The 19426-nt window shown below is 28.7% G+C and carries 10 protein-coding genes; 5 read left to right on the top strand and 5 right to left on the bottom strand.

The genetic code is table 11. The features are described from left to right. The first annotated feature begins 128 nt into the window (after positions 1-128). The 5 genes from GYM72_RS04145 to GYM72_RS04125 all read left to right on the top strand — a co-directional run bounded on the left by GYM72_RS04145 (position 129) and on the right by GYM72_RS04125 (position 6931). Positions 129-1304 (top strand): class I SAM-dependent methyltransferase, encoded by a 1176-nt coding sequence (locus tag GYM72_RS04145; RefSeq protein ID WP_220264810.1) that lies wholly within the window; start codon positions 129-131, stop codon positions 1302-1304. Positions 1305-1429: 125 nt separating this feature from the next. Then, positions 1430-2644 carry a serine hydrolase gene (locus tag GYM72_RS04140; protein ID WP_220264809.1) on the top strand — a complete coding sequence of 405 codons (1215 nt, stop codon included), beginning with the start codon at positions 1430-1432 and terminating at the stop codon, positions 2642-2644. 113 nt (positions 2645-2757) lie between these two features. Then, positions 2758-4206 carry an asparagine--tRNA ligase gene (gene asnS / locus GYM72_RS04135; RefSeq protein ID WP_220264808.1) on the top strand — a complete coding sequence of 483 codons (1449 nt, stop codon included), beginning with the start codon at positions 2758-2760 and terminating at the stop codon, positions 4204-4206. A gap of 444 nt (positions 4207-4650) precedes the next feature. Continuing rightward, entirely contained in the window at positions 4651-6120 is a 1470-nt protein-coding gene (rpoN, locus tag GYM72_RS04130; protein ID WP_220264807.1) for an RNA polymerase factor sigma-54, read from the top strand. A 16-nt stretch (positions 6121-6136) separates the two neighbouring features. Next, the gene (locus GYM72_RS04125; RefSeq protein WP_220264806.1) at positions 6137-6931 is read left to right on the top strand and encodes a thymidylate synthase; all 795 of its coding nucleotides are present in this window, start codon (positions 6137-6139) and stop codon (positions 6929-6931) included. Positions 6932-7019: 88 nt separating this feature from the next. Here the strand turns inward: GYM72_RS04125 and GYM72_RS04120 are convergent, their stop codons facing one another. The 5 genes from GYM72_RS04120 to GYM72_RS04100 all read right to left on the bottom strand — a co-directional run bounded on the left by GYM72_RS04120 (position 7020) and on the right by GYM72_RS04100 (position 19192). Then, the gene (locus GYM72_RS04120; protein ID WP_220264804.1) at positions 7020-8531 is read right to left on the bottom strand and encodes a YARHG domain-containing protein; all 1512 of its coding nucleotides are present in this window, start codon (positions 8529-8531) and stop codon (positions 7020-7022) included. Positions 8532-8828: 297 nt separating this feature from the next. Beyond that, positions 8829-10223, bottom strand: coding sequence for a DHA2 family efflux MFS transporter permease subunit (locus GYM72_RS04115; RefSeq protein WP_220264803.1), 1395 nt, complete (start codon positions 10221-10223; stop codon positions 8829-8831). A 241-nt stretch (positions 10224-10464) separates the two neighbouring features. Further along, positions 10465-11829: a T9SS type A sorting domain-containing protein gene (locus GYM72_RS04110; RefSeq protein ID WP_220264802.1), complete on the bottom strand. Its 1365-nt coding sequence runs from the start codon at positions 11827-11829 to the stop codon at positions 10465-10467. A gap of 695 nt (positions 11830-12524) precedes the next feature. Continuing rightward, positions 12525-13187, bottom strand: a complete 663-nt coding sequence (locus GYM72_RS04105; RefSeq protein WP_220264801.1) for a YiiX/YebB-like N1pC/P60 family cysteine hydrolase — start codon at positions 13185-13187, stop codon at positions 12525-12527. Positions 13188-13282: 95 nt separating this feature from the next. Then, on the bottom strand, positions 13283-19192 hold the full coding sequence (locus tag GYM72_RS04100; protein ID WP_220264800.1) for an alpha-2-macroglobulin: 5910 nt from the start codon (positions 19190-19192) through the stop codon (positions 13283-13285). Positions 19193-19426: the final 234 nt, after the last annotated feature.

Raw genomic sequence — 19426 nt, 5'->3', positions numbered from 1 at the left:
CAAAGATTCTATTAATATCTTTTGGTAAATAATCTATTTTAAAATTAAATAAAGTACTTTATATTAATCAATATTTAAATTATTTACAATCATGTAATTTTGTAACTAATATATAGCATTCAAGAATTGTGATAAATACTCATTTACTACATAAAGAAGTTCAAGAATATATAACCAACCACCTAAATTCTAATATATCGGAATTAAGGTTTAAAAAATCTCCTTTTACGGGGATCTCTTCTCTTGAATTAATTCAACAAATTCAAGGTAAGAAAATATCTCAAAAAAAATTTCCATTTCTTTATGAGAATAATGAGATCATATACCCTCCGCATATTAACCTTGAACAAGCTTCATCTCAAAGTACGGCTTTATTCAAACAATCAATTATAAACGGTAAAAAGGGTATTGATTTAACAGGTGGTACGGGTATTGATAGTTTTTTTCTCTCGGAGCATACCAATGAATTTTATTATGTCGAGCCGAATCTCGATCTCCTGGAAATAGTAAAACATAATTTTACAGTACTTGGTAAAAAAAATGTGAGTTTTATAAACAAAACCGCCGAGGAATTTATTTCTACTAATTCTACACATTTCGATTTTATTTATATAGATCCTTCCAGACGTGATGAAAATAAAAATAAAAAAATCGATTTAAAAGATCTTTTCCCCAATATATTAAACCTAAAAGATACATTATTTAAATTTTCTAAATCCATTTTTATTAAGCTTTCTCCTCTTCTAGATATTCAAAGAGCAATTGATCAATTACCGATTTCAAAAATTTATATTGTATCAGTTAAAAATGAAACCAAAGAATTAATAGTGCAATTGAATCTTGAGGATAAGTTAAACCTCTCCAATCCTTATGTACATTGTATCAATCTGGAATCAGGACAGCCTGATTTTTGTTATTTTTGGCAAGAGGAAAAAATATCTCCAGTTCCCTCCTATTCCATTCCGAAATCGTATCTATATATACCCAATTCATCCCTATTAAAATCAGGAGCATTTAAACAATTAGGTATTAAATTTACTATTGATAAGTTACATTCCAATTCCCATATGTACACTTCAGAAAACAAAATTGAAAATTTTCCGGGACGTACTTTCATACTTATTGACAAAAATTTTAATCCTAAAAAAACTATTCATAAACAATTTAATATAATCAGTCGAAATTATCCGTTAAAACCTGAAGAAATTAAGAAAAAATATAAGCTTGTTGATGGCGGAACTATGTATTTAATTTTTACACGTTCTTTACAAGGAAATATTTGCATGCTGGCAGAAAGTATCTAGATTGCCAATTTAATATAACTTAATTTTATAACATTTTATATTTTATTTAAGAAATAATTAAGATTATTAAATTTAACTTGCAAAATCATTTTAGAAGAACTAATTATTCAAACATTCATTAAAAAATGTATAAAAAAATTATATATATTATATCATTAATAAGCCTTTTTAATACAACCTTTACCAATTGCAAAAAATCAAATTACGAAGTAAATAAAAGTGTTCAGAATAAAAAACCTTCAATTCCCGGATATTACAATATAAATTTTGATTCTATATTTACTAAAAAGGATAATTATTCTCCGGAAGACGATACCATTGTATATCAGTTGAATAAATATTTCACTCATGTCTGGAAATCAAAAAATTTAAGCGGTGGTATTTTAGTCGCTAGAGGCAACACCATACTGTTAGAAAAATATAATGGATATTCCAATTGGGAAGATAAAACATTAATTTCACCCCAAACCTCTCTGCACGTGGCTTCGGTAAGCAAAATTTTAACTTCCTTAGCTGTATTGAAATTAGTTGAAGCTCACAAGATAAATTTAGATCAGAAAGTAAATACCATACTTACCGATTTCCCCTATTCGGATATAACCATACATGATTTATTGACACATCGAAGCGGTCTTCCGGAATATACTCATTTGGTTGATTTGATTAACACTTGGGATAAAAGAAAGAAAATGTCCAATGAAGATGTTTTAGATTTATTTTCAACTCATACTCCATTACTACAATATAAACCGAATACTCATTTTTCATATTCAAATTCTAATTTTGCTCTGTTAGCCTTAATCGTAGAGAAAACGACCAACATGTCTTTTCCGGAAGTTATAAATACAATGATATTTACCCCTTTGGGAATGAAACATTCGTATATACTTCAAGAAAAGGATTTAAAAAAAGCTAATCTATCCTACTATCCTGACGGCAGACCCTATAAATTCAATCACCTGGATTTAGTTTACGGAGATAAAAACGTTTATACCACTCCAGAAGATCTGTTCCGATTAAGTCAGGCCATGTATGCTCCAAACTTTTTACGTAAAGACTTATTAGATCAAATGTACACTCCGTACAGTAATGAAATACCGAACATTAAAAACTACGGATTGGGAATGAGATTAATGGTATTTAAAAACGGCAAAAAATTAATCTACCATACCGGATGGTGGCATGGAAGCAATGCCATATTTATACATCTTGTGGATGAGAAAGTTACTATTATAGCCATTGGAAATAAATATTCAAATATGATCTATTCGGCTATTCGATTAGCACCTCTATTCGGCGACTACCCTTTACCAAATATGAATAAATATAAGTACGATTAAATTTACTTATCAATAAACAGTATAGAAGTCAACCTTATGTATATTTGGTTGGAGTAATACCATATAATACGTTGAAATTTATTTATATTTGCTTACCGATTAAAATATATTAAATGAACGATTACAGTATTAAAGAATTGTTAGCTAAAGGAAAAAAAGCTTTACAGGAAGAAGTAGTAATTAGAGGATGGGTGCGATCTTTTCGTTCCAATCAATTTATTGCTCTTAATGATGGTTCGGGGCAAAATAATATTCAAATAATAATCAATTACAACGATTTTGATACTGAAACTTTAAAACAAATTACAACAGCATCTTCTCTTTATGTTGAAGGAAAAGTTACTGAAAGCAAAGGAGCGGGACAAGAGATTGAAGTTGTAGCCAATACAATAAAAATTTACGGATATGCTAATCCTGAAGATGTTCAGGAAACTATCTTACAGCCTAAAAGACATTCATTGGAAAAATTGAGAGAGCAAGCACATCTTCGTTTTCGCACCAATACCTTTGCTGCGGTAATGAGGGTTAGAAATGCTTTAAGTTTTGCCATTCACCAATATTTTAATAAAAATGGATTTTGCTATATCAATACTCCTATAATTACCGGATCAGATGCTGAAGGCGCGGGAGAAATGTTTACCGTTACCAATTTCAATTTAGATAATCTTCCTAAAAATGACGAGGGAAACACAGATTTTTCTCAAGATTTCTTTGGAAAAAAGACAAATCTGACCGTTTCAGGACAATTGGAAGCAGAAACTGCTGCTATGGGTCTAGGAAAAGTTTATACATTCGGTCCTACTTTTCGGGCTGAAAATTCAAATACTACTCGACATTTAGCAGAATTTTGGATGGTTGAACCGGAAGTAGCTTTTTATGATTTGGATCAAGATATGGATCTTGCAGAAGATTTTCTAAAATATTGCATCCAATATGCTGTTGATAATTGTAAAGAAGATTTGGAATTTCTAAACAAACGATTTGAAGAAGAGCAAAAACAAAAACCGAAAGAAGAAAAATCGGATCAAAATTTACTTGAAAAATTAGATTTCGTATTAAATAATAAATTTATCAGGCTTAGCTACACGGAAGCTATTCATATTCTTAAACATTCGAAACCGAATCAAAAGAAAAAATTCAAATATCTTATTGATGAATGGGGAGCAGATTTACAATCTGAACATGAAAGATATTTAGTTGAAAAACATTTTAAAAGTCCGGTAGTGTTATATGATTATCCGGCAAAAATAAAAGCTTTCTACATGCGTTTAAATGACGATCATAAAACCGTACGTGCTATGGACGTTCTCTTTCCGGGTATTGGTGAAATTATTGGAGGATCACAAAGAGAAGAAAGAATTGATATTTTAAAACAAAAAATGAAAGATATGAATGTTGACGAAAAGGAATTATGGTGGTATTTAGATACACGTAAATTCGGTACAGTGCCTCATTCAGGATTTGGACTTGGGTTAGAACGCCTCGTTTTATTTGTTACAGGTATGAGTAATATTAGAGACGTTATACCTTTTCCTAGAACCCCTAAAAACGCTGAATTTTAAAAATTGATTAATAATAATAAAAAAGATGCTTATATATATGTAAGCATCTTTTTTATTATTATTTATTACCGTCTCAAAATTTTATATTTTATCAACTCTTCTACTATTTTCTTATAGAATTGATGAATAAAATATATTCATTACTAGTCTTAAATCCATTAAATGAAAAGCAATTTCTAAAAAATTTAATTAAATCACCTCTTAGATAATGATATTTTTATTATATGTTTACTATATAATAACTAGTAAAAATTGCTTTAAAAAAAATAAAATCACCAAAAAAAATATTCTGAAGTTTTAATTTAATATAAATTGAAAAATTTAAGACTTTAGCAAAAAAAAATTCATTACAAAAATTATGCCTTTATTTGTATCTTACATATTAATAATGTAAATTTGAATTTATAAACCTTACTTAATCTACTTTTATAAAGAAACTATTTTATGTTAAAACAGGATTTAAGACTAAAACAACTTTTAAAACTATCTCCTCAGCAAATTCAGCTAATGAAACTAGTTCAGCTTCCCACCCTTGCATTTGAGGAAGTAGTAAAACAAGAAATCGAAGAAAATCCTGCCTTGGAAGATAATTCTAATGAAGATTATTATGATTCTGCTGATTCCTTTGATTCCGAAAAAGAATATGATGATTCCGCAGACAATGAGATTATTGAAGCTCCGGATATAAATATCGATGATTATCTAAGTGATGATGAAGTACCCAGCTATCGGGTACAATCCAATAATTACAGCGATGACGATGATGATAAAGAGTTACCCTATGCTCAATATGAATCATTTCAAGAACATATATGTTCTCAATTACACACATTTAGATTAACGGAAAATGAAGAAGAAATAGCCGATTTTATTGTCGGAAATCTAGATGATGATGGCTATTTACGAAGAGATTTATCATCCATCGTGGATGATTTGGCTTTTACCCAAGGAATTTATACTGATGTTCCGACTATTGAAAAACTGTTAACTAATTATATTCAAAGATTAGATCCTACCGGTATTGGAGCCAGAGACCTCAGAGAATGTCTGTTATTGCAACTAAGAGCAAAAAATCCTTCAGAATCCACGGAACTGGCTTACAAGATTATTAATGAAATGTTTGATGCTTTTACAAAAAAGCATTACAGTAAAATACAGCAAAAATTTTCCATTTCTGAAGAAAAGCTTAAATGCGCGGTGAATGAAATTGAACGCTTGAACCCTAAACCGGGAAAGGCTTTTACTAATAATTCAAAAAATACGGAACAAATTATTCCTGATTTTACAATCAGAATTGTAAACGGAGATTTGGAATTAACGCTCAATGGTAGGAATGCTCCTGAATTAAAAATTTCCAGAGAATATTCTGAAATGTTGGATACATATAAAAATACTGAACATAAATCGAGAGAGCAAAAAGATGCGGTAATGTTTGTTAAACAAAAGTTAGATTCTGCTAAATGGTTTATCGATGCAGTTAAACAACGTCAACAAACCTTGTATGTTACCATGAAATCAATTATGGATTATCAGAAGGAATATTTTTTGACGGGAGATGAAGAACAAATTAAACCAATGATTTTGAAAGATATTGCCGAATTCACCGGTTTAGATATATCCACTATCTCAAGGGTTGCCAACAGTAAATATGTGAATACTCCGTATGGAACTTTGCTTATAAAAGATTTATTTTCTGAAAGTCTTACCAATTCAGAAGGCGATGAAGTTTCCACACGGGAAATTAAGACCATCTTACAAGAAGTCATTGAAAATGAGGATACTAAAAAACCTCTAACCGATGATAACTTGATGAAAATACTTAATGATAAAGGATATAATATAGCAAGAAGAACTATTGCAAAATATAGAGATCAACTCAATATTCCTGTAGCAAGATTAAGAAAAAAAATATAATTTAAATTCATTGTTCATGCAGGTCTATATAGAACTTTTACAACATATATTAGATAAAGGAACTCGTAAACAAGATCGAACCGGAACGGGTACAATAAGTACTTTCGGATATCAAATGCGATTCGATTTACAAAAAGGATTTCCTCTTGTTACGACTAAAAAGCTCCATTTACGATCCATCATTTACGAATTACTTTGGTTTTTAAAAGGAGATACCAATATTAAGTATTTAAACGATCATAAAGTTCGTATATGGAATGAGTGGGCAGATGAAAATGGAGATTTAGGTCCTGTTTACGGGCATCAATGGAGAAGCTGGGGGGCTCCGAATGGAAAACATATCGACCAGATCTCGGAAATCATCGATCAAATTAAAAATAATCCGGATTCTCGTAGAATTATTGTCTCCGCTTGGAATGTAGCAGATATCCCTCAAATGGCCCTTGCACCTTGTCATGCACTTTTTCAATTTTATGTGGCTGACGGAAAGTTATCTTTACAGTTGTATCAAAGAAGTGCAGATGTTTTTCTTGGCGTGCCTTTTAATATTGCCTCTTATTGTTTGCTGTTACATATGGTGGCTCAAGTATGTAATTTAAAAGTGGGAGAATTTATACATACCTTCGGGGACGTTCACATTTATAATAACCATATTGATCAGGTAAATCTTCAATTAACGCGTGAGCCTCGACCGCTTCCATCATTGAATCTCAATCCTGATAGGAAAGATATTTTCAGTTTTCAATACGAAGATTTTTCCATTGATGGCTATGATCCTCATCCTCATATTAAAGCAGAAGTAGCTGTTTAATAATCAGATACTTTTTATTTTTATAAAGCCAATTATAAGATATAATTAATAGTATAATTATACCTTATAATTAAATAGCAGCAAACGGCTAGTTGTTATATTTAACTTCAATCATATTTAATGATGAATTTCTGCTGTCTTTTTCATTAAATATTACCGAAAGCAATCGATTGTCTTTGCCCCTGTTAGTCACTAATACCTTAACATCCGTTCGTTGTTTGATGTTTTCTATATCATCAACTATTTTATAACATTTGGTTTCCAAAATAACATCATTAAATTTATTATAAGTATAATCACAATGAAGGTCTTTATCCTTAATATATCCCGTCATTAAATTTTCGTCATCATAAATATATTCTGTAACCATGTGTTCCGATCCATCATCATCTTTATAATATTCTTTTTTTAGATTTCCTTCCTCATCATATTCATACAAAACGGAGCTGTTAAAATCATTATTTTGATAAATATTCTTTTTAGTTATATTTTCATTTGCATCATAATCAAAATAGGTTTCTTCGGTAGTTTGATTAGCATAGTCGAGTTTCACAGATTTATAAGGTAAACCATTTTCATTATAATAATAAAAGGTATCATTTAAATCATCTATGTGCTGTATAAGAAAATCGTTATAAAAATAATTTACATACACATCTTTCTTATCCACACAATCATGCTGAAACAAAGCAATACCCTGTTTATTGAATTCTGTTAATTTACATTTTTTACCGAAAAGACTATCTTTAACAATATATTGAATACTTTTTAGAGCCTTTTGATCATATAAAGTATTACTTGTAGTTTCTAAGGGAATAATATGACTGTACGCTTTCTTATTAATATCTTTATAAGTAATCAATTTTTTGAATAAATCAATCATAGCTACATTATCGGATTCCAAATCATTTAATTCAATATTTTTATTATCAACAATCGGTTCATACCAATCTTGTTTGTAAAAATATTTTACATCATCCGGATTTGAAAAACTATATCCATACCTGGCAAAAATTTCATTTTTCATCAATTCCAACTCTTTCGGTTTTTTATCTTTCAAATCTTCAATACCTAAACGAGTAAAAGCAGTTTGTGGATATTTTCCGGGAAATTCTTGGGGAGTTAAGATAACTTCATCATCATTAATACGACAATTCCTGTTTCCGATTTTATCTTTGGTACAAACCATTAATTTGATTTTCGAATTACTTTCGTTGTGAGATTTATCCTTTTCTTTTAAAAATATAAAAGATGCTTTGACCTGATCTGAAATAAAATTACCGTCTTCTATCTTGATGTTGGTTAATTTTTGCACTTTACGGTGTAAATCGCCCCCTTTTCTGCTGTTAAAATCCAGTTTAATAAACTCACTTATTCCCTGTGCATATGTTTTACCGTCTAGATTTAAAATTTTAATGAAGTAATTTTTTGTATCATTCTTGAAATGAAAAACGGTATTTATTTTAGTAACACTATCTCCCACTTTCTCATCAACTAAAGAGGGATCAACTCTCATTCCACTTTGCGAATAAATTGTTTTTTTTTGTGCAATAAAAAAAATAGGTATACATACCATTACACCTAAAAATACTTTTTTCATATAAAAATGTTTATTAATGCAAAAATACACAAATATGTATAACCTCAAATTTACCTTATATATTTATGCCTATTTTTATATAAACATGGTTTTTTAAAAAAACAAATTAAGCTAAAAGTTGGGTATATAAAACATTTGCATCCATAAATATCAAAAAAATTTAAATATTAATCCTATCATGAATTATAATTATTTAAGCTATATTAATAATAATATAAAATTTTATTATTTTATTACAATATTAAATAAAGTTGATAAAAATAAAATGAATAAATATTATTAATTTTTACTGTTCAGTTACTTGAATTTTTTTATTCCTGACATCTCTGCTCCATCTTCGGGATTTAAATATTTAAATGTGAAGGATGAAAGTATGGTTATAATACCCAAAATGAATAGGGTTGCTTTAAAGCTTGAACTTACTTCGGTAAATATTTCCGATTGATTGAATCCCCTTAAAATTAGAGAACTTAAGGATATTCCAAAACTCACGGATAGCTGTTGTGTAACTGAAAGTATCGTATTACCTCCACTTGCATTAGCGGGAGTTAAATCTGCCAGAGAAATGCTATTCATTGAGGTCATTTGAATGGAATTAAAAAAGCCATACAAAACTAAAATAGGAATCAACCAAAACAATGAAGTATTTTTATCCGGAAATGAAAATAATGAAATCGACAAACCTAAAATTATCGTATTTGAGATTAATAAATTTCTATATCCAAATTTCTTTACCAACCGGATTACCCAAGATTTAGCAAAAATGGTTGAAATAGCAGAAAATATAAGCATCATTCCTGATACTGTGGGTGATTTACCGAATCCGACTTGCAACATAAGTGGAAGCATCAAAGGAACGCCTCCAATACCTAATCGAGTGATCAAATTTCCAATAATTCCAATTTTTAACGTCCTTATTTTAAATAAGTTTAAATCGATAATAGGCCGAACTATTTTTTTTGAATACATCACATATACACTTAATAAGCTAATACCTATGAGTAATAAAATCAAAACATTAATTATATCTGTCATTCCTTCTCCGGCAAATTCTAAACTTAACGAAAGCAATACTAAACCTAAACTGAATAAAATAAATCCGAAAAAATCAAATTTGCCTGTATTTTTTTTATAGTTTGGAAAGGCTTTCCAGGCAACTAAAATTCCTATGATACCTACAGGGATATTAATTAAAAATATCCAATGCCAACTAGCAATTTCAACTAACCAGCCTCCTAAAGTTGGACCAATAACCGGTCCTATTAATCCGGGAATAGTAATAAAATTTATAACTTTCAAAAGTTGATGTTTAGGATAGGAATAGATCAACGTTAATCTTGAAACGGGAACCATCATAGATCCTCCAATGGCTTGCACAATTCTCATGCAAACCAACATTTTCAGAGATACAGAAACTACACATAAGAAAGATCCTATGGTAAAAACAGCAATAGCTAAAATAAATATATTTTTAGATCCGAATTTATCTGAAAGCCAACCGCTTAAAGGAATTAGTAATGCTAACGTTAATACATAAGCTATCAAAACCGATTGCATTTCGAGAGGAGATTTATGTAAGTCTTTTGCTATGGAAGGAAGGGCTGTATTTAATATGGTTGAATCCAGAAATTGCATAAATATAGCCATTGCAGCTATCCAAGGTAAAAATTTTGAAACTTTTCTTTCTTTCATTTTTTATGTAAATCACAAAATAATTTTACAAACCTCTCAATATATACATTATATTTGGTAAAGTTATAGTTTAACCATACAAAATTTGTACTGGAAATATATTTATAAAAAATATGTTAAACATTACAATAAGTTTACATTTTTATATTTCACATAATTTTATCTCTGTTTAATTTTTTATAATTTATAATATATAAAAAAGCCCTTTTTTTAAAAGGGCTTTTTAGTGAGATTAAATCAATTATTCTACTGTAAATTTAAGTTTATATGCTTCTTTACTGTTATGTAAAATCAGATAATATACTCCACTCTGAATTGGACTTATATTAATTAGTTTCTTAAAGTTATCAGTTACTTTTATTTTTTCTTCACCATAAATTTTACGTCCGCTTAAATCATAAATTGACAAATTGAAATTTCCTTCTTTACCTTTCATCAACAAGGTAAAAATTCCTTTATTAGGAACCGGTACTAATTTTAACGTTTTAGTATCAGCTATTTCAATTTCATCAATGGACAAAGAATTATCTACTTTTACTTCATCAAATCGTAGAATATTTCCTCCCATGATGGTGCCGTTTTGGTGATATGTGGATTGAAAAAAATATATGTCATCTCCTTCGTTAATGGTAGCCAATAACTCCTTAGATATGGTAAGTACCCCTTGATTAAATTCCAAAAAACTAGACTCTATGATAGAATCTCTAATGACGGGATATATTTCTGCTGCATAGCTAAAATCATTTTTATCTCTGTTATATGAAAATATTTGGGGTAAGCTTATTTTTATATCTTCTCCTTTATATTCTAACAAGGGTAAGGTTATTTTTTGATGTCTTAAATCATAGTTTCCAATGCTATAAGGCAAGAAACCTTCTATCTCTGAAATTTGATTTTCATTAAGTCTCAAATTATATAAGGTTTTTACTTCTTCCAATTCTTTAGGTACTTTTTTTAAGTAATTGAAGGAAAGATCTAAGAATCCAAATTTACATTTAGAAATTGATGTGGGTAATTCTTGTATTTGATTTCCAGCTATTATTAATGTTGTTAAACTTGACATATCTCCTATGGTGGAATTTATTTGGGTCACATTTGCGAAGGCTATTGATAAACTTTCAAGGTTTTGTAAATCCCCCCAACTTTCTGGTAACGGCCCCTGTATATTACATCCATTTAGAGCTAAAGTATTTAAATTTTTTAATCCGGATAATATACTCCAGTCTGTGCCTTGATAATCATTTTCTTGTTCTATGGAATTAATTGATAAATCTAAAGTTTTTAAATATTCCAAGTTTTTTATACTTACCGGCAGCTTACCTTTTACATTATTAAAATACTCTAAACTAAGTTTGGTAACATGTCCATTCTCTACCGTTACTCCACTCCATGGTATCTCATGTAAATTATTCTCTGTTATGTTCCATCTTTTCCAATTTTCAAATCCATCCCAATTGGAGCCATTCAATTGATTATAGATATCTATTAAAGCCTGGTATTCTTTTTCCGGTATTTGATTGCTAGTAGAGGTATAATCTAAAGTTTGTGATATACTATTGTTTTGAAAAATTAGAAAACAAATAATAAAGTGTAAAAAGTGTTTCATAAATTAATTATTCTATAAAATTAAATTTCACAAATAATTAAAGCATTTAAATATATAAAATGAAAAATAAATTATATTTATATACAATAATTACTATATAATTTATACAAATATACAATAATTATTAATTTATATTTATTTTATTTAAATTTAATTTTAAATATTATAAACAATTTGTTATAACACTAAAAACAAACAATAATAAAATATTTTTTTATATAGTATTTATGTAAATTTTGTGATAGTTATATTATATAAAACAAGTAAAATAGTTTAACTAATTAATAAATATAGATATTTATTAAAAAAATTGATATAAATACATGAAATGAAAGTGAAGAATATTTTAATATGGAAAAATTATATATCTTATTATAATATATTACTAAATTTTAAAAACTAGATTAGATCTTTAAATTTTATTCTATTTAGTTGGATGAAGATTAAGAATATTGAATGGTATATATAATTTTTTATTAATATATTTAAACTATCAAAAAATCTATAAATTTTTGATACCAATTAAATAAACTACTTAAAGGTAAATGAAGATTATTAAAACTGTATGTATGATAAATAGTTTAGCTGAAGAAAGGAGATTGAAATAATTTTAAGATAAATTTAATTTATTTGTTAAATTAATGATTTACAAATGAGAATTTATTAATGATGTATGTAAAACATCATATTGATATCTAGGGTTTATAATAATAAACGATATCGATGACATCAGATTTAGACATAGCTCCCGGATTAATTCCTAATTTTCCTTCCGGAATAGGAATTCCTAATTTTTGAAAATGACTTTCCCAATACGGAATAAATTTTCCTGTCTCGGAGGATTTAAATGTCATTACATTTAAAGGAAATACTTCTTTATTGTCATTGGATATATACAAAATTTTATATATAAGCTCTGAACAATAGTATTGATCATTAGTTAAATCAAAAGCGTCATCGTATTCTTTACCTACTAATTTTTGAGCTTCTTTTATCGCTTGTGGAATTAACTTTTGATAGGGTGCTTTCAATCTCCCAACAACAGAAATGGGTGGTTTATTTTCATATTTTTTTGGAATTAAAAATTCTTCCAGCGGTGTAATTTGTACTTTGGGATGAGTTGCTTCAATTACATAAAATGAATTTGTTATAGAATCTTTATATACCACTCCAACATGGGTGAAATTATAATTATCTATGCCTGAAGTAACCTGTTTGATTGCGCTATCCATATTTTTAGCATAGGATTCTTGAAACAGTAAATCTCCATCTTTTAAATCAAATGTAAATGAACTATAACTTTGTGAAAAAACAAAACAAAATTGATATATAACGATTAGGTTAAAATACTTTTTCATAGATTCTATTTTTCGTTACAAATATAAAAAACACATAATGGTTTATGTGTTTTTTATATTTTTTTATATTTAAATTAAAATTTCAACATTTTAAATCAGTTGATTGTTATATAATCTACACCACTATGAGCGGACATTTCAGGCGCATACACGGATTGCACTGAAGTAAACCCGTTTGAAAATTCTCCTTTATTAGTAGCTATTACCTCATATTCAAACACATACGTTTCCTTTCTTATATGTTCAAAGAAAAAATTAGTAGAAGAATCGCGAGTACTTTCATAATAACTTAATCCGTTTTGATATTTATGCGAAGAAAAAATATTCACAGGCTCAAATCCTGAAGCTCTCATATCTTTAATATGAATAAAATCCATATCACGATCTGCTTTTAGTATCAGTCTTATAGTAATTACATCACCGATGGATATATAATTTTTACTCGTAATTTCCTGTAATATAAAGCCTTGATCGGATACCGTTTTTTTAAATATTTTTTTCTGAATTTTAATAGCATTTCCTGCATCTGTTATTTTATCTAAATCTTCGATATATTGATAATATAATCCTCCCCAAACTATACCGGGAGATGTTTTCTCAATTTTTATATCTCCTATTTCCGATTTCATTTGCTCAGCAATCCATGATTTTTTAAAATATCCTGTAGTTTGAGTCAAGGAAGCATCGAATGATGGATAAATTTGCTTGTTTCCGCTAAAAATGGTCACATTTTTTTCTCCTTCAGACCAATCTTTTCCAAAATTCAATAAAGCATACAAAGCATTAGTTGTAGCTTTCTTAGAGCCCCAAGAATTAGTCTGTTTATTACCTAGCAGCCAAATTTTCATTTCTTCTATAGAATTAATATCTCGGGGATTCACCTCTGCAAAGGCTTCTATAATTTTAGTTTGAGATTCGATCGGTGTTTGGTATCTCGACCATCCGGCTAGATTATCTTTCCAATACATACCTGTATTTTCTGATTTCACCGATGTTTCTTTCAAATTATGAAGCACAGTTTGCGCTGATGTTTTATATCCAAATCTATGCAAAGTGACGGCCAACATCGCTTTATTTTGTGTATCTAACTTTTTAAAATACTTTGTAAAATTTCTGTTAATCTCTTTACTGTAGTTTTCTGTTTCTAACGGTAATTGATAACGATCTTTCCAAAAACTTCTTACATAATAATACTGTAGTAAATCGCCCTCCTCTCCTGTTTTTTCCATTTGATTTTTATGGATATAATCCAATGCGTTTTGATCGGAATATGCAATAGCTTTTTTAATCACCTGTTCCAGATCATTCGGTATATACGTTGAATACTGAATGCCCAACATTTTTCTAAGTTGACCAATTCCGGCAATAATATTATCAGTTATATATGCATTGGAATTTCCTCCTTCAAACCAAGCAAAACCGCCATCAGGGTTCTGTAAGTTTTTGAGTTTCTCTAGAACTTTAGCATTTTCTTGAGCCATTTGGTTTAAATCAAACAGCAAAGAAATTCTCTTTTTCTCTTCGGTTTCATTTTCACTGGTACGTATCCAAGGGGTTTCTTCTAATAGAATATTTTTCAATTCTTGATTCTTTTCTAAATTGGATATGTTGATCCCTTTAGAATTCCAATCATTTAATACATTTTTAATATTCGGAACGGTATTTACTATAAAAGAGGCCAATACATTCCCATACAAACGACTAAACACTTGCTCTGAATTTTCATAGGGATATTCCTTTAAATAAGGAATGGTAAATACAGCCAGCCATATAGGGTTAGTAGCAACCTCCAGATTTAAACTTAATGGAGATAAGGACTTTGAAGAATGAGTACTAAGCTTATCAAAATGATATTCTTTTGTTTCATTTTCTTTTATGTTGATAGGTATAGATTCGGTGATTAATACCCTATCGGAAAGTATAGGAAGTACACTTTCTTCTCCATCCGAAAAATTACCTTCATTTGCAACTATGCGTAAACTGACGGCTTGAATATTTTTTGGAACTTTAATTTTCCAACTTATTTCGGTATTTTTAGAAAGTTCTGCTTTGAAAGGTATAACAGGGGATAAATTATTAAATATATCATCTACCGATTTTTGAGTAAATGCATCAAAAAGAAAAAGCCGGGCATTTCCGGTTATATTTTTTCCGGTTAAATTATTAATTTTTGTACGTATCGTTAGTTCGTCCCCTTCTCTTAAAAATCTGGGAAAATTAGGCACTACCATGAGATCTTTTTGAGTTTGTGCATGAAATTCGGCTGTTCCCGTTTGTAAATCTTTAGTGTGAGCTAAAATAAGAAGTTTCCATTGAGTTAAAGCCTCAGGTGAGGTAAATGAAAATATAACGTTTCCTTTCTCGTCTGTATAAAGATTAGGATAAAAGAATGCGGTTTCTTCTAAATTCGTACGATATTTCAATTGAGAAAGATTCTTTTCTACATCTGCATCTTGATTTATTATCTTTTGCTTATTATTTCTTCCGGTTAATCCTTTTTCCCAATTAGAATCGGATTGCATATAATCAGCGTTTTTAGGAATGGCAATTGCAGAAGTAGCTACCACTTCCCCATCGTATAAAGTACCTATGGATATATCCTTCAAATCAACATTTTTTGGATTTTTATAAATTAAATTAGGTAACTTTTCTGATAATCTATTTGAAATGAGATTATAACCAATGGTAGAAGCCGATTGATATAATACCCCATACGTATAATATTTCCAAGGAGTGAATGTGTAAGTAGTAGGAACAAATTGGTCTAAAGACTCGTCGTACATTGTAGCCAGTACTTCTGCAGCAATTTTATCTTTATCATTCCCGCTAATAGTCAAAGTCCAGGTTTCTTTTTGTCCCGGAATTAGCTTATTCCTAAATACATCAGTTTTAATTTTTAAGTCTTTAGTTTTTTCAACAACCTCAATTTGAAAGCTTTTTACTTGATATCCATTTTCATTAACCAAATAAGTTAAAACAAATAGTCCATTACTAATAAAATCCTTAGTTGCCGTAAAGGAATAGGTTCCTCTACCTTTAACTAAAGGTATTTCTTTGTGTACTATCCATTTCCCGTTACTTTCCAAATGTAAAACGGCTGTTGAATTTTTTAAATCAGAAAAAATGTTGAGTTCAATTTTTTCTCCTACTTGATATGATGATTGTGTAGCGTTTACACTAAAATATTCATAATCTGATGATTTTAATGTTTTATCATCTTTTATTTCAATAATTCTTTGAGTTTTAACGGTATCAGTACCCAATACAGTTTCAGCTTCCACTAAATAAAATCCTTTAGATAATTGTGTAGAAAGATTAAGAGTATCTGATATTTGAGTATCAAACTTATAGGTATTTATTTTTTCTTTTTTCCATGACGACGGATCCTGCTCATCTTTAGCATAAGGTAAATGTGGAAAATAACGTTCAAATGATTCTTTATCGTATAATTGATATTCCGGAACGATTGCTAATTTATTTGGAAGAAGTATTCTGGATGGACCTTCTAATTTATATAGGTTAACAATCCCTTGAGCATATACTTTTACCTCATTTAAATTAGTAGATTGTATGATAAGTTTAGTAAAATCTTTTTGAGTGGATACATCCGGTGTATGTAAGGTTAGTTGCAAAGGGAGATCTCCCAATGAAATTTTAGTTTTTTTAGTTTGGGTTTCTCCGGTATTATCTGTAACATCTACGGTTAAAATATAGGTATAATATCTATATTCATTATCCTTTTTAACATCTTTAGCCTTAGCGAGATAGGATATTGTAAAAGCTCCATCTCTATCTGTATTTACTTCTCCATGTGCTATTATTTCGGATTGATCCGTATAAGGCATGGGATAATACATCCTATATAAAGGTACTAAACCTTTTCTTTCAACACTGTAAATAACTTTTGCATCAGAAACAGGCGATCCGTTATATGATAATGCTTTACCTTTACTTACCACCTGTTCATCTAGTTTATAATTTCCTGAAAAATCATCAAATGTGATTTCAAATTTAGGTCTTTTGTATTCTTCTACTGAAAAATAATGAGTATCATTACTAAAATTGGAAGATATATAATAATTTCCTGTCAATCCTTCTTGAGGTAGAATAAACTCTCCAAATATACTTCCGTAATCATTTGTAGTTAAATTTAATGTTGAAATTTCCTGTCCATTCGCATTATTTAATGATAGAGTCACTTTTTGCTGTTTTACTACTAAAGTTTTATCCTTATCTTTAGTATAAAATATTACTTTAAAAAAAACCTTTTGTCCGGGTCTATAGATGGATCTGTCCGTAAAAAAAGCACTCATCTTTTGAATATCATTTTTAATTACATCACTTTCATCATTGTATATGCTTGAAAGAAGTTTCATATAGGAATGTGAAGAAGGAATATACATATAAGTATCTCCAAATTTTGAGCTGAGTTTAGATAAATCAAAAAGTCCGTGTGAGTCGGTTGTAATGGTATAGGGCTCAAGTAAATTTTTTGAATCTATATTTTTATTTTGTTTTTTGTATACGGTTATAGATTTATTTGGATAGACCTTTCCCATTTTACGATTTAATAATTGAAATAATGGATTTACGTATCTTCCTAATTTAACAATACTCCAATCATGGACCATAAAGTATAAGGTTCCATTGAACTCTAAATTTAATTCTTTATTGGGTATAAATGATGAATTAGTTGACAATTCCAACATATAATTTCCTTCGGAAAGACCTTCCAATTTAATTAACGTGGAATGAGTCTTAAAATCTGAAAACGATTTCCATTCCAACACACCATTTCTTATCTGTTTTTTATTTACCATGGAATAAATTCCATTGGATATAAATTCTGAATTAGTCGAATTTATCATCGTATTATTATCCGTACTTAGCTGAAAAATTCGATAATAAACTTTATTGATATTAGTAGCTTCTATTATCAACGGGATGTTTTCATTTGGTAATTGAACTTCATCCAATGAGGCATTGAGGGATATTTTTTGAATTTCTTCGATAAGATTTTTACAATTTATAGACCACGGGTTATTTTCAGAATAGGTAACATTTTTACAAATTGAATATGCTTTTTCTTTGTTTGAATTCATATTCATACTCGCTGCTTTGTAATATAAATAGGCGGAAAATTTTTGAGTCGGATAAGAATTTGCTAAATTCTCTACTAAAGCTGCTTTCATCTCCAAAGTTTCAGAAGAATGAATAGTATTTTCAATTTGTTTTAATTTAACGTTTAGAAAAGCTGATTTATCCGGATCATTTTTATGAAATTCGTATAAATCTTTATAAAGATCGTTAATTTCTTCTTCTTTATTTTTTTTATCCAAAGACCCTTTGGTCTCAATTGTATTCTGCGTTAAAATAAACTCGCTTGATAAATTATTTTTTTCTAAAGCATGGATATATCGAAACACTAAAATATCGTATAAAGTAGGATATAATTCTATATCTTCATCTGAATTTAAAATGTTTTTCCAAAGTAATGTTTTTTCTTTCTTAAGTAATTGATCATTTTTAATGGATTCTTTATACAAGGAAAAACTTTTTTGCATAAGTTGTTGAGTGGACCAATCGCTAATATCATTGGAATGAAATTCAGTTTCTGTAATATTTCTTCTTTCCCAACGAGTTCTAATTGAATATTCTTCATAAATTTTTGCTAACATCGATTTTGTTAAGGATAAAGTAATCCCTTTAAAAGAATTCATTTCCTTTTCAAAATTTTGGATTACAAGTTTGTACGGATCATTATCTTTATCCTCTTGAGTTTGTGATAAGATTTGATATTGATATATCAAGGAATTAATAATTTCCGAAGAATTATTTTCTTTTTTTGCCTGAATGTAAAGTTGATTAACTTTAGGAAGTAAAGATTTAAACTTTCCATTCTTCATTTCTATATCAATTTCCTTCCATTCTTTATCATAATTGATAACTTGTGCCATACCTATTTGAATTATCCAAAAACTTAAAAATAAAAAAATCGATTTCATATGATTTTATTTCAAATTATAAAATATCTATTGTTAATTTATTACAATAAAGATGCTTAAATTACTAAATTCCATAAAGATTGTATATAATTTTTTAAAAAAACTAATCTTATAGATGGATAAAATAACAATAAACATAATTGATAATATGATATAATATTGTATAAATTATATAATACAATAAAAAAAATATAAAGAATAATTATTCGTATTAGAACTAATTATCTTACTATG

The organism is Apibacter sp. ESL0404, assembly GCF_019469245.1.
GTDB lineage: Bacteria > Bacteroidota > Bacteroidia > Flavobacteriales > Weeksellaceae > Apibacter.
The sequence above is the reverse complement of the archived record's forward strand: the minus strand, read 5'-3'. Positions and strand labels throughout refer to the sequence as shown.

What these genes read in the sequence shown, in the direction of transcription:
- asnS (WP_220264808.1), top strand. Translation starts at nt 2,758, where the DNA reads ATGAACGATTACAGTATTAAAGAATTGTTAGCTAAAGGAAAAAAAGCT.
- GYM72_RS04110 (WP_220264802.1), bottom strand. Translation starts at nt 11,829, where the DNA reads ATGAAACACTTTTTACACTTTATTATTTGTTTTCTAATTTTTCAAAAC.
- GYM72_RS04125 (WP_220264806.1), top strand. Translation starts at nt 6,137, where the DNA reads ATGCAGGTCTATATAGAACTTTTACAACATATATTAGATAAAGGAACT.
- GYM72_RS04140 (WP_220264809.1), top strand. Translation starts at nt 1,430, where the DNA reads ATGTATAAAAAAATTATATATATTATATCATTAATAAGCCTTTTTAAT.
- GYM72_RS04115 (WP_220264803.1), bottom strand. Translation starts at nt 10,223, where the DNA reads ATGAAAGAAAGAAAAGTTTCAAAATTTTTACCTTGGATAGCTGCAATG.
- GYM72_RS04100 (WP_220264800.1), bottom strand. Translation starts at nt 19,192, where the DNA reads ATGAAATCGATTTTTTTATTTTTAAGTTTTTGGATAATTCAAATAGGT.
- GYM72_RS04105 (WP_220264801.1), bottom strand. Translation starts at nt 13,187, where the DNA reads ATGAAAAAGTATTTTAACCTAATCGTTATATATCAATTTTGTTTTGTT.
- rpoN (WP_220264807.1), top strand. Translation starts at nt 4,651, where the DNA reads ATGTTAAAACAGGATTTAAGACTAAAACAACTTTTAAAACTATCTCCT.
- GYM72_RS04120 (WP_220264804.1), bottom strand. Translation starts at nt 8,531, where the DNA reads ATGAAAAAAGTATTTTTAGGTGTAATGGTATGTATACCTATTTTTTTT.